This is a genomic window from Maricaulis virginensis, from assembly GCF_027922185.1.
In the GTDB taxonomy this organism is placed as follows: domain Bacteria; phylum Pseudomonadota; class Alphaproteobacteria; order Caulobacterales; family Maricaulaceae; genus Maricaulis; species Maricaulis virginensis.
This window is the reverse complement of the sequence record NZ_BSFE01000005.1, coordinates 268850-280778: the sequence shown is the minus strand read 5'-3', so window position 1 is coordinate 280778 and position 11929 is coordinate 268850. Positions and strand designations below refer to the sequence as shown.

Annotated in this window: 12 protein-coding genes; 1 reads left to right on the top strand and 11 read right to left on the bottom strand. The window is 66.1% G+C overall.

Annotated features, from left to right (window positions below; translation table 11 throughout):
* The 4 genes from PKE71_RS11175 to PKE71_RS11160 form a co-directional block, all read right to left on the bottom strand.
* Positions 1 to 1115: hypothetical protein (locus tag PKE71_RS11175; RefSeq protein WP_271187055.1), on the bottom strand; the 1115-nt coding region annotated here is incomplete at its 3' end.
* 66 nt (positions 1116 to 1181) lie between these two features.
* The gene (locus tag PKE71_RS11170; protein WP_271187054.1) at positions 1182 to 1865 is read right to left on the bottom strand and encodes an ABC transporter ATP-binding protein; all 684 of its coding nucleotides are present in this window, start codon (positions 1863 to 1865) and stop codon (positions 1182 to 1184) included.
* Positions 1866 to 1877: 12 nt separating this feature from the next.
* On the bottom strand, positions 1878 to 2672 hold the full coding sequence (locus PKE71_RS11165; RefSeq protein WP_271187053.1) for an ABC transporter permease: 795 nt from the start codon (positions 2670 to 2672) through the stop codon (positions 1878 to 1880).
* A 153-nt stretch (positions 2673 to 2825) separates the two neighbouring features.
* On the bottom strand, positions 2826 to 4334 hold the full coding sequence (locus tag PKE71_RS11160; RefSeq protein ID WP_271187052.1) for a glycosyltransferase: 1509 nt from the start codon (positions 4332 to 4334) through the stop codon (positions 2826 to 2828).
* Between the two features lie 81 nt (positions 4335 to 4415).
* Here PKE71_RS11160 and PKE71_RS11155 point away from each other — a divergent pair, with 81 nt between their 5' ends.
* Entirely contained in the window at positions 4416 to 5609 is a 1194-nt protein-coding gene (locus PKE71_RS11155) for a glycosyltransferase (protein ID WP_271187051.1), read from the top strand.
* Here PKE71_RS11155 and PKE71_RS11150 read toward each other — a convergent pair.
* From PKE71_RS11150 to PKE71_RS11120, 7 genes are read right to left on the bottom strand one after another with little or no spacing between them, the layout of a single operon-like run.
* Positions 5566 to 6027 carry a PulJ/GspJ family protein gene (locus PKE71_RS11150; protein ID WP_271187050.1) on the bottom strand — a complete coding sequence of 154 codons (462 nt, stop codon included), beginning with the start codon at positions 6025 to 6027 and terminating at the stop codon, positions 5566 to 5568. The genes PKE71_RS11155 and PKE71_RS11150 overlap by 44 nt on opposite strands.
* Positions 6024 to 6611, bottom strand: coding sequence for a prepilin peptidase (locus PKE71_RS11145; RefSeq protein WP_271187049.1), 588 nt, complete (start codon positions 6609 to 6611; stop codon positions 6024 to 6026). Before PKE71_RS11145 ends, PKE71_RS11150 begins: the two co-directional genes overlap by 4 nt.
* A 36-nt stretch (positions 6612 to 6647) precedes the next feature.
* Positions 6648 to 8843 (bottom strand): type II secretion system protein D, encoded by a 2196-nt coding sequence (locus PKE71_RS11140; protein ID WP_271187048.1) that lies wholly within the window; start codon positions 8841 to 8843, stop codon positions 6648 to 6650.
* 1 nt (position 8844) lies between these two features.
* A complete protein-coding gene (locus PKE71_RS11135) occupies positions 8845 to 9330 on the bottom strand; it encodes a hypothetical protein (protein WP_271187047.1) in 486 nt (161 codons plus the stop codon).
* Positions 9327 to 9911: a hypothetical protein gene (locus PKE71_RS11130; protein ID WP_271187046.1), complete on the bottom strand. Its 585-nt coding sequence runs from the start codon at positions 9909 to 9911 to the stop codon at positions 9327 to 9329. The genes PKE71_RS11135 and PKE71_RS11130 overlap by 4 nt, the downstream gene beginning before the upstream one ends.
* On the bottom strand, positions 9911 to 10954 hold the full coding sequence (locus PKE71_RS11125) for a hypothetical protein (RefSeq protein WP_271187045.1): 1044 nt from the start codon (positions 10952 to 10954) through the stop codon (positions 9911 to 9913). The genes PKE71_RS11130 and PKE71_RS11125 overlap by 1 nt, the downstream gene beginning before the upstream one ends.
* Complete coding sequence (locus PKE71_RS11120) at positions 10917 to 11906, bottom strand: type II secretion system protein GspK (protein WP_271187044.1); 990 nt, start codon at positions 11904 to 11906, stop codon at positions 10917 to 10919. The genes PKE71_RS11125 and PKE71_RS11120 overlap by 38 nt, the downstream gene beginning before the upstream one ends.
* Positions 11907 to 11929: the final 23 nt, after the last annotated feature.

Below are 11929 nucleotides of genomic sequence, written 5' to 3'. Positions count from 1 at the left end.
CGGGCGGTGTCCAGGTCCGTCTCAAGACCGGTAATCGTCTCCTGCGCGGCCTTCGCCCGGTCTTCGGCATCCTTCTGATCCCGCCGGGCGGTGTCCAGGTCCGTCTCAAGACCGGTAATCGTCTCCTGCGCGGCCTTCGCCCGGTCTTCGGCATCCTTCTGATCCCGCCGGGCGGTGTCCAGATCGGCCATCGCCTCTGCGATCACGGTTTCTGCCCGTTCGGCCTCTGCGGTCTTGGCCGCCAGTTCGGCCTTCGCCTCTCCCAGCTGGCGGCGGAAACGCTTGTGGGTTGCAAGCAGAATGCTTGTCGCCGCTGCGATCTCTGCATCGATCCGGTCCAGCACCTCCGGTCCGGCCTGATCTCCTCCGCCCTCGAGCACCTGATCGACGGCGCCGACAATTCCCGCGACTGTCGCCGAGAAGCGAGCATCTGCTCCCGAACGGGCCGGCTTGAGAAAGGCCTGCAGGTCGTCCTCGACCTCCTGCCGGCTCCGGGGCCAGGCAAAGCCGGCCGTATCAGCCAGCGCGAAGATCCGGTCCGGCCAGTTCACGACATCCGCGCCATAGTCGAGGGCAAGGGTCGGAGCGTCGCCAACAACCCGCAGCGTGCTGATATTGGACTGGGCCCACAACAGCCCGGCCTCGTCGGCGCTCATCCCGTCCCGCCGGTCGAGCGAGGCGGCGACGTCGGCGGCCGCACGACGGCAATGGATCAACACGGGCCGGTAGCCGGCCTTGGTGACGGCCTCGATCCAGAAGCCCGGGATCAGCGCACAGCGCGGGTCCTTGATGACGATAAGCGGGGCATCCCCGTAGACCTCGCCGACGAGCGCGGCAGCCTGCGCGCGGGCCTCCTTGCCGAAAGACGCCGTGATCCGGCTCTCGGGAACCGGGTCGTCCCAGCCGAAATCCCGGGCCTCAAGCAGGCGTTCGTTGAAGTCGACGATCGAGCGCGGCTCCCAATAGCCGGTCTCGTTGCCCGCATTGGCCGGCAGCACATCCTCGGGCAGGGCCGCTCCGAACAGGTTGGCGATCCGGGTACAGGCCGACGTGCCCGAGCGGTGCATGCCGAGAACCAGGATGGCCGTCTTCTGGGGGGCGGAGGATTTTGCCATATCGCGCCTGCATGCCTTTTCATTATCCGGCGGGCCGTCCGGCCCGGGATCCGTGCGACGGACGGCCTACGCCTCGGCGTAGCGCCGGATCGCCTCACCCATATCGCCGAAATACCGCACCTTGCCCTTCTCGAGGAAAAGCCCCTTGTTGCAGATGCGTTCCAGCAGGCGATTATTGTGCGATGCCAGCACCACAATGCCGGCGGCAGCGACGAGTTCTTCCATGCGCTGGGCGGCCTTTTCGCGGAAGGCGGCGTCACCGGCGCCGATCCACTCGTCCATGATCAGGATGTCGGCATCCAGCGTGGTCGCAATCGAGAAACTCAGCCGCAGCTGCATGCCGCGCGAATAGGTGTCGACCGGCCGCTCCAGATATTCGTCCAGCTCGCTATAAGCCGCGATCGGCTCGGAAAGCTCGCGCGCCTGTTTCCAGGTGTAGCCGGCCGCCAGCAGTCGCAGCTGGATGTTTTCGTAGCCGGTCGCGTCGCCATTGATGCCCAGGCCGGTCTCCATCAGCGATTGCACAACGCCGACAGAGTGGACCTTGCCGGCATCGGGAATGACGACACCGGACAACACCCGCAGCAGCGAGGTCTTGCCGGCACCGTTGGCGCCGACCACGCCCAGCTTGTCGCCCTCGGCGAGGTCGAAGGAGACAGAGTCCAGCGCCAGCTGGTGGGTCGGTTGCCCGCGAACCGCAGTAAACAGCGGATATTTGAGCGTGATGTCTTGTGCAGAAAGTTTGGTCACGTCACTGCCCGTTCAAACCCAGTAGAAAATGCGGTTCTTGTTGAGGCGGAAAACCAGCACGCTGATGGCGCAGCCGGCAATGGTGATCGCCAGCACGATCATCCAGCTGACATACGGCACGGTGCCGTAGACCAGCGGATCGCGGAAGATCGCGATCACGTGTGTGAACGGGTTGTAGTCCGCATATTTCCCGTACTCGCCGAACGACGCCGGCACCCACAGAATCGGCGTCAGGAAGAAGAGCAGGCGCACGACGGTCTGGGTCAGATGGACCATGTCGCGAACACGCGCACAGATCACGCCCAGCAGGAGCTGGGTCCAGATGCCGTTGACGATCAGGACGGGAATGGACAGCAGGCAGGTCAGCGCAATCCACGGATCGGGAGCCGGATAGATGGCCAGGACGATCAGGATGACGAGCCCCGACAGCGCCAGCTGGATCACGCTCCGCGTCACGCTCTGCAGCACATAGATGCCATAGGGCAGATCCGTGCCGGTGATCCATCGCGAACTGGCGATGAAAACATTACAGCCTTCAACCAGATTGGCCTGGATGAAGGTCCAGATCAGGAAGCCGGTCGACAGCCACACGGCAAAGAAGGACATTTCCTCGGCCGACAGCACGCCGAAGATCACGATCTTCACGCCTACGAACAGGGCAAAGGACACGAACAGCCAGGCCGCGCCGAGCAGCGAGCGGCGGAAACGGCGGCGCCAGTCGTGCCAGGCCAGCATCAACCAGAAACGCCACAGGCGGATTACGGCGGGCAATTTGATTTCCGGCTGGGTCTGTTGAGCGACGGTCACGCGCGTGGTCTTCCTGTTCTGGCCGGACACAAGGCGGCGGCCGTGGGCCGGACTTCCTTGGCACAAGATCGGAGCTGTCGCCAACTGCCGAACGGCAGTCGCGGGTACGAATCAGATGCTTCCAATAGCATCCCCGCTTGCTGCGGGCACGCACTACAAGGCAAGCCAGTCCTCCGCCCATTCCATCCGGACACGGTCCATGCGCGGCGGCGCGTAGGGGTCGGCAGTGCCCAGACGGGGATGTCGTGCAAGAACACGCTGCCATTCGGCGCGGTGCCGGTCGCTGACGGGCTCACGACCGCGGCTCGCGGACTCGTCGTGGATGCCCGAGACGTCCGGCGTCCAGACGACCGACAGTCCGCGATCGCGGACATCGAGGCACAGAACGATATCGTTGAAATCCGCCGGCCAGCCTTCATCCAGACCTCCGATCTCGCGGAACAGTCCGGTCCGGATGCCCAGACAGGCCCCGGTCACCGCGAACACCTCACGCGGGATGGTATAGAGGCCCAGAGGACCATCGGTGCGGCGCCCCGGTTCCAGATGCGCCGGGAGCCCTTCCTGCGACAGCGTCAGGCCGACATGCTGACGCTGTCCGTCCGGATATCGCAGATCCACGCCCACGGCACCGGTGCCGGGCCGGGCAAGCCAGCCGGCCATCACGGCTGTCCAGTCCGCGCCGAGACCGCGCACATCATTGTTCAGCATCACCAGATTGGGGCAGGAGGCCAGTGCCGCGCCGGCATTGACCAGCCGGGAGAAATTGAACGCCCCCGCCTCGCGGCAGACACGGGCTCCGCGTGCCCGGGCGGCCTCGATAAGGCCGAGCGCGGCGGTGTCGCGTGTCTCGTGATCGACCAGGATCAGCTCGTCCTGCGGCCGAAGACCGGCCTCGACGCTTTCCAGGCAGGCCGCCAGCAAGGCCGGCGCATCCCGTGTGGGAATGACAACCGACACCCCGGCATCGTCCACCGGCACGCCCCCCTGGCGGGTCCAGGGTTCGATGACCTGGCTGCGTCCCAGACACTCGCTGAGATGCACATGATTGTCCGACTGGGCGATGTCCTGGGCGACACCGGCGCGGAAGGCGATATGCCGGGTCATTGCGCTGGAATAGCGGTCGAGCGCCGCGGCGGCAGCCGGCCGCAGAACCTCGCGGCCGGCCACCAGAAAGTCCCAGGACACGCTGTCCGCGCCGGTGCGCCGGAACACATTGGCGATACGCCGCCGGGCGCCCGGCATCAGGCTGTCGCCGAGGCTGTGCATACGCTCGAACTCGGCCTGCGACAGGCGGTTACCGGACTCATCGAGATGGACAATCCGGACCGGCACCGGCTTGAAGCCCGCGATGCCCGCCGACCTGGCAAGCGCCTGCCAGGTGGAACGCGGACGCTGGATCAAGCGGCGAATCAACCGGCCGAATGCCGCGACCAGATGCCGGAGCCGCGCCGGTTCGAACCGCACCGCCTGCCGCTCTTTGGTCTCGCGGTTCTCCAGCTCGGCAATGATATCGCCAGCGCCAAGGCCGACCAGCGCCGTCCCCGGGCGCAGCCGGCCCGACGCCTGCCATTCGCCGCCGGCATGCTTCACGAACAGGTCGAATTCCTGATAACTGACCGGCGTGTCGGGCAGACTGACGATGACGGGGCGCAGACGTCTCACTTTCACCCTTCCCGGAAAGGCCGGTTTGAACACATGGCGGAAGACGGACAGACATCAGCCCTTCCGGCCGGGAAACCTCTTATGAGCCTGAAGTCGGCCGCCTACCGGGCGGCCCTAAAGACCTACACGCACGTCGGCACACGCTTCACACCGCGCCGCCAGCCCTACATGCCCGGCATGCCCGTCCGGGTCGAGGGGTTTCATGGCGAAATTCTCGGCATCGGCGAGACCGCCCGGCAATTCACCGGCGCATTGATGCAAGCCGGACACGATGCGCGGCCCTGGACTATCGACCCGCGGCTTCGCCCCGCCGGACCGGCCGCGGCCGACCGCACTGCAGCGGCCCTGCGGGTGAGCCATCTCAACCCGGATCAATTGCTGGAATTTTCCATGCGCATCGCCAGTCCCGGGGAGCGACGCATGCCCCATGCCGGCTACTGGGTCTGGGAACTGGGCAGTGCTCCGGACCATTGGCGGCGGGCCGCCCGTCTCGTCGACGCCGTGTGGACCCCGTCCCGGTTCTCTGCCGATGCCATAACGCGAGTCCTGCCTGACGATCGCATGGCCGAAGTCCTGCCGCCGCCGATTTTCGCTGCGGGACCAGTCGAAGCCCCGGCGGGGCTTCCTGGACGGGCAGAGGCCGTCCGGGTGCTGGCGCTGTGCGATCTGCGCTCCTCGGCGGCCCGCAAGAATCCGCTCGGCGCCCTGGCCGCGTTCGAGGCTGCGTCGGCCTCGGCAGCCCGCCCGGCGCATCTTGTCCTGAAAGTGACCGGCTCGGCGCAATGCCCCGGCGAGATGGCCCGGCTTGCGGCGCGGGTCGGCGACCGGCCGGACGTCACCCTGTTCGTGAAGGACCTCACCGATGCACAGATGCTCGGACTGATCGAGGCCTGCCCGATCGCGCTTAGCCTGCATCGCTCGGAGGGCTTCGGCCTGCTGGCGGCCCATGCGGCCTATCGCGGCAAGGCGGTGATCGCCACGAACTGGTCGGCGCCGACCGAATTCCTGGCCGCCGACGGCGCCGGCCTGGTCAATTACCGCCTGGTCCCGGTCGAGGACGCACAGGGTATCTATCCCGAGGGTCAAAGCTGGGCAGAACCGGACATCGACCACGCCGCCGACTGGCTCGTCAGGCTGATCGATACGCCCGAGCTGCGAAGCCACATGGGAGATCTGGCCCGCCGGCACGCCCACGCCTGCCTCGGTCCGGCGGCTTGGCAGGCACGCCTGGCTAGCCGTCTCGACGGGCTGGCCCCGTCGGTTCCGACTCGATGAACCCCAGTGGATCACGAACCTGCTCCCAGCCAATCTTGCGTACCGTGAAGCGGTCGCTCCGGCCGTCACGCGATACCACTACCTCGACCTCATAGAGGCCGACCGCGTGAATGGATTCGCCCAGATAGCCGCGCGCAATCGGGACCGTCGCCACCGGCTCGGCGTTCCAGCTGATCAGCCATCCGCCCACAGTCACCTCGCCGCGAGGCTGGAGCTGCGGGTTCACCGTCTCCAGCCAGGCCAGGGCATTCTCCCTTGCCTCTAGCGTCATCGCGGCTTGTTCGAGCCGGAAAGCCGCGTCCGCCAGCGCCCGCTGGAGCTGGTACAGCGGGATCATGGCGACGGATATCAGCGCGATCGCCGCAAGCACCTCGACCACAGAGAAGCCGGGCCGGATCCGTTTCGCAACAGATCTCATGCCAGCCTCCCGGCCAGTGTCGCCAGGGAAAAACCTGCCACCAGCCCAGGGGCGAAAGCATAACGTGCCCCATCGGCGCGTCCACGGAGCAGGGCCAGCAGGACGGTTACAGCGACAGCGATCAGCAGAGCGGGACCGACCCACCCCAATCCGCACCACACGCCGCCCGCAACCGCAAGGCCATAGTCACCGGCGCCGAGTCCGTGTTCTCGGGACCTTAACCAGACCGCCAGCTGGCCGAGGGCGAGCACTGCCAGCGCCACACCGCCACCGCCCAGCGCTATCGCCCATGTGGCGTAAGGGTAAAGAAACGGCGCGGCCAGCAGACCGGCGAGCACGACACCGGCTGATTGAATGTCAGCGATCAGCCCGGCCTGCCAGTCGAGCCAGGCTGCAGACAGGGCGAGAGGTACCGCTACGCCGATCGCCGTCGAAAGCAGAAGCGGGGCTCCGCAGAGGACGGCAAGCCCGGCCGCGGCCGGTGCAGCGGCCAGGAGGACGGCTCGCACACGCCAGCCTGCAGGAGCTTCACGCGGGCCGGCAGTTCGCCCGCCCAGCCAGCCGGCCAGGACAGCGGCCGTCACACCGGCAAATGTGAGCAGGGTGTCGGTCACACCAGCCTAGTTCCCGTCGTCCTCGTCCGTCCCGTGCCAGGCACGAATCTGCATGGGCTCGGAGGGTTCCCAGAGAGTGGAGGAGGCACGTGTCTGGTTCTGGAACCCTGTGTTGATCGCGCCGACGAGGGTGTCCACGATACGCTGGCGGTCGCTGCGGGTGTTGAGGATGTAGGGCGTCACCAGCACAACCAGCATGGTGCGGCGGCTCGACAGGGTCTCGCTGCCGAAGGCATTGCCGATTATCGGCAAGTCCTTGAGCAACGGCACACCGCCATTGCCGCGCGTGAACCGGTTCTCTATGAGCCCGCCCAGAACAGCGGTCTGGCCGTCCTGCAACGACAGTTCGGACGTCAGACTGCGATTGGAGATGATCGGGCTGGCGATGGCCTCGTTATCATTGGTCTCGGCCGAGGAAACTTCCTGGCTGATCGCGAGATCGATGCGGTTGCCGCTGTAGACCAGCGGCGACACGGTCAGGATCACACCGGTCGAGCGGTACTGCACCGTCTGTAGAATGTCGGACGAGCCCTGGTTCTGCGTGTCCGCAGCGCGCTGAGAGGTGATGATCGGCACATCGGTACCGACCTGCACGAAGCCCTCGGAGCCGGAGCGCGTTATGATGCGCGGCGTGGACAGAACATTGATCTGGTTACTGCTCGAGCCGGCAGTCCCCGTCAGCGTCACCTGCCCGGTGTCCACGACGGCCGTCACACCGCCATCTGTGTTGATATTGGCCGAGAACAGCGCCGCAGTGTCCGTATCGAAAACCGCGTCCAAGCCGAAATTCACATCGTCGGTCAGCGTGACCTCGGCGATGGTCACCTCGATCATCACTTCCGGCAGCGGGGTATCGAGCTGGCGCAGCAGCGACTCGATCTCCGAATACTCCGCGCGGGTTCCAAAGAAGATGATCCGGTTGCCCATCGGGTCGACGGTCAGGCCGTCGCCGCCGCCGATCACGCGGGGCGAGTTGTCCCGCTGGCTGCGCTGATTGCGCTGGCCGTCCTCGCTGGTCGGTGCTGTCTGCGACGTCTCGGGCGCGCTGCCGGCCGTGCCCGGCGCGGCATGCCCCATCGCGACATTGACGACCTGGGCGAGGATCTCTGCGCTCGTATTCTGCACATTATAGACGTGCGCAATCCGCGCCTCGGCCTCATAGGCGTCCGCATCCAGGCGGCGCGCCGTGGCGACGACATGGTTGGCCAGCGAGCGCTCCCGCGCAAAGACCATCAGCTGATTGGTGTAATTCAGCGGCAGAAGCGTGATCGCCCGCGGCTGACTGCTGCCCAGCGCAACGTAGTAGCCCTCAACCGTCAGGATGGATTGCAGGTCCCGCGCGAGATCCTGGACGGCCCAGTTGCGCGGCGTGAAGGTGATCACCTGTGTCCCGGCAAAGCGCAGCTCGTCCATCTGCTCGACAATCGCCAGCGCAGCATCGACCGTGTCGGACAGTCCGCTGAGCACCATCGAATTGCTGCCGCGGTTGGACCGGATGGTCAGCTGGTCGTCTTCCGGGAAAGCCTGTTCGAGGATGACTTCCATGTCCGCCGCATCGATTGCCGTCAGCTCCACGAACTGCACGATAGGACGCAGGTCGCTGGGCACGCTGGGCCGGGCACGCGAGCGGACGAATTGCGGGATCTGGGCGCGCAGCTCGTCCATGCCGACGATCCGGAACAGCCCGTTCTCGTAGGTGACGGCGAGCCCGTAATCCTTCAGCGCTTCCTCGACGAGGGCGAGGAAAGTGCTCGGCGGCATGTCGTGCACGCTGCGAAGGGAAATGATGTCGGAGCGCTGCGCCACGTCCGGACCGATGGAGAAGGGCTGGTTCAGCACTTCGCCGAAGACCGTGTTGACGAAGCTCGGCAGCGGCTGCGGCGGCAGGGTGACATTGATCGCCGGGCCGTCGAGCGTTTCGGTTACCGGGTCATAGTGTCCTGTTCCCGAGGTGCCGCGACCGAGAGAGGGTACGGTACGGGAATCGGTTTGCTCCATGCCCGGTTCGGCACCCTGCTCCTGCAGATCGACCGGGCCGTCGCCCGGAGCGCCGCGGCCTTCGCGTGCATCGCCGCCGGACAGTTCAATCCCCAGCGGACCCGATCCGCTGAGCCAGTCGAACCGCTCTTCCCCGCCCGTGCTGGCACAGGCCGAAAGAACGCTCGCCAGCACCACCGGCATGCTCAAAAACCGCAACTTCATACTAGCCTTCCCTGGAGGGGTACGCATCGAGCGTGCGTGTCCGTCCCTCTCGCTCGAACGTAACAGATGTTGCCGAAATCGCAGCCACTTGCCAATTGTCGGCCAGGACGTCGCCGATCTGCAGCATCCGGCAGCTTCCGTCTTCGCGTGCAATGCAGATCGTCCAGCCATCGCCGCGGTTGAGAAAAGCCGCAAGTGCCGGATCGGCAAACGCCGCTTCAACCGCGTCAATGCCCAGCGCGTCAGTGTCTGTATCAACGGCAACGGCCATATCGCCCAGTGGCTCGGCATCCGGATAGAGACCGCTGGCGACGATTCGCCCCACAAGCGCGTCCACCTCATCTGCCGTCCACGGGTCGACCGGCTGGGCGATGCGCGCATCGCGGTCGACCGACGCGGTTTGACGGCGCTCGCTGCCTGTCAGTCCGAGCGCCAGTGCGCCGGCTGCCAGAAACAGCGCCAGAAGCAAGCGGAAGCCCGAGGTCATGACGCCTCCCCGGTTGCCGTCTCGACAATGGCCGGCGCCCGCAGCGTCGCCTGAACGATCGTGTTGCCGCGCACCCACTGGAAGTCCGATGGCACGACGGCGCCGTCCAGGGTTTGCAGGCGCTGGAAGAAATTCAGGAACTGGCCGTCCCGGTCCCGGGCCGTCAGTGTGATCTCGAACTCCAGCCGCCCGCCCGCCGCGAGCGCGTCCGGCCGCGCCTGCACCTCGACCCGAACCCGGTCGAGACCGGCCTGTGTGGCGGCGCTCTCGATAGCGCTTTGCAGCCGCGCCGAGACGATGCCCGTCGTCGCGCCGCGCCAGAAACGCGCCTCGACCCGTTCTTTCTGGGCAGCCAATTCCCCCGCCGCGTCCAGCCATTGCTGGCCATTCGCCAGGCTGCGCTGGATCGCAAGCGAGCGATCGAGTTCGCGCACATCCTGCTGCCGTGCCGCGACCGAGGTCGCCAGATTGCTCAGCCCGACCGCCGCCAGCAGGACGACCAGTATACCGACACCGGCGAGAGCCCGCGGTGTGGCCTGCTCGCGAAGACTGTCGATCAGCTTGCGAAGACCATCCGGCATCAGCTGCGCCCCCCGCTTTCGAAGGTCGCAAAAATTCGCCAGCGATCGGGCCGGCCGCCGGGCTCGAGGCGCACATCGCGCAGCACAGGCGTATCTTCAAGCGCTTCGACCAGACTCGCCAGCGGCAGGTCGGAATTACCGGCGAGCTCGATCTCCATCCTGCCATCGCGGACAGCGAAGGTTTCCAGCGTGGCATCGAATCCGGCGGCGGCCTCCGCGAACACGGCCAGCGCCGCAGCAGGATGCGGTGCTTCAAGCAGTTCCGCATAGGTCTGGAGCGTACCTGCCAGCGCCATGGACTGGGCGCGGGCCGCAACCACTTCCGACGAGCTTTCGGCCAGCGTCGCCAACTCGCGCTCAAGCGCGTCCGCCGTCATCGTGGCGCGCAGCCACTGTCCGCCCAGATACAACGCCGGGACTAGGAGCAACAGAATGGCCAGCGCGAGGTAATCGCGTGCCCGAATGCGGGAAACGGCGTCGCCGGCCCGGTTCACCAGAGCGGCGATATCGACATCGCCCTTGGCGTCCGTGCGCTCGGATGTGTCGCCGAAGGCGGGAACGGCCCGCACGAACCGGCGCCACTGCGCCTCGTCCGGCTCATGATCCCACCAGCGGCTGGCGACGAGCTGGCCGCCCTGCCAGACCTGCCCCTCGAAACCGCCGTCACGACGCCGCAGGACTTCACCCTCGGCGACAGGGTCCAGCAGCGATTCCGGAACGATATCGACTTCGGCTCCGGCGAGCGGTTCCAGGATGTTTTTCGGCCAGCTCCAGATTCCCACCCGGCCGCCGGACCAGACCAGGCGGATTTCGGGATTCTTGAACGGGGAGCGGGCACGGGCCGCCAGTTTGGCCGCCTGGATCGCGCGTAGATCGCGTTTGCCTGCCGGTGCAGGAATGGACTCGAAGTGACAGTGACGCCGGCTCAGCACGACGCGCTCACCAAAGACAAGGCGGCGCAAGGGCGTACCACGCCGGTCGATCGAACCGGCGGCAGTCACCCGGCTATCGACCGGCTTCAGGAAGCGGCTGGATTGACTCATCCGCGGTCATCCCCAACACGTCACGCACATACTCGCCTCCAATACGGTATCTGTAGGCAAGCGAAAAGGGCGCCCGAACACTTTCCGGTGTCAGCGTGTAGACTGAAATCCATGCATGCCGCGCCGGACGGTCATGTACGATCACCGCAAACTGGCCGGTCGCCGAAGTGGGGGCAGACAGGATGTCCGTCATCGGATCCAGTTCCGGCCAGTCGATTCCGGCGAAATCGACCAGAAAGCCGTCGCGATAGTCCTGTGCAGCCTCCTCCGCATCCTCCACCGTACCGGTCAGCAAGCGCAGCATCGGCATTCCCGCAAGCCGCGCATTGATCTGCCGGGTGCCGCGATTCATCGTCAGCAAGAGCAGGCGGTTGTGGTCGGTGCAGATATCCTCGCGGGCCCAGCCGGCGACCTGGCAGATTTCCAGCGGACTGATGAGCGGGCGGTTCGGGGGCATGTCTGGATCAGCGTATGCAGCTCGCTCCGCACCGCCCGGCCGGCGAAGGTCATCATCGTCCTGATAGTCGGCCAGCGCAGCACCGAGCGCAGCTTGGCGGATCTCCGGAATGCCCAGGGCCGTCATCCGCGCATCGCGCCCCTCAATGCCAAGCACCGCGGCATTGAAGAAGGATTGTTGGTCGAGATAGCGTACGACCATGTCACCGGCGTACAGGCGTGGCTCTCCGTTCGCCCGCAGCAGCGTGACACTTTCCGGATCGGCGACCGTCCGGCCGATCAGGCGGTCCGTCGCGGAAAGGCCACCGATCTCGACCCCTCTCGAAGCCATCGGGCTTGTGAGCGCATGATAGAGAAAGGTCTGGTCTGCCGATATCGCCAGCACATTGCGGTCGAAGTCTTCCTCCTGGCGAGCATAGCTCTCCATCCCGCGCTGCACCTGTACGGCAGCCACGCCAATGATCAGGCTGACGACCACGATCGCCGCCAGAGCCATCGGAAAAGCGTACCCGTCGCGCA

What these genes read in the sequence shown, in the direction of transcription:
- PKE71_RS11125 (WP_271187045.1), bottom strand. Translation starts at nt 10,954, where the DNA reads ATGAGTCAATCCAGCCGCTTCCTGAAGCCGGTCGATAGCCGGGTGACT.
- PKE71_RS11140 (WP_271187048.1), bottom strand. Translation starts at nt 8,843, where the DNA reads ATGAAGTTGCGGTTTTTGAGCATGCCGGTGGTGCTGGCGAGCGTTCTT.
- PKE71_RS11130 (WP_271187046.1), bottom strand. Translation starts at nt 9,911, where the DNA reads ATGCCGGATGGTCTTCGCAAGCTGATCGACAGTCTTCGCGAGCAGGCC.
- PKE71_RS11155 (WP_271187051.1), top strand. Translation starts at nt 4,416, where the DNA reads ATGAGCCTGAAGTCGGCCGCCTACCGGGCGGCCCTAAAGACCTACACG.
- PKE71_RS11120 (WP_271187044.1), bottom strand. Translation starts at nt 11,906, where the DNA reads ATGGCTCTGGCGGCGATCGTGGTCGTCAGCCTGATCATTGGCGTGGCT.
- PKE71_RS11150 (WP_271187050.1), bottom strand. Translation starts at nt 6,027, where the DNA reads ATGAGATCTGTTGCGAAACGGATCCGGCCCGGCTTCTCTGTGGTCGAG.
- PKE71_RS11135 (WP_271187047.1), bottom strand. Translation starts at nt 9,330, where the DNA reads ATGACCTCGGGCTTCCGCTTGCTTCTGGCGCTGTTTCTGGCAGCCGGC.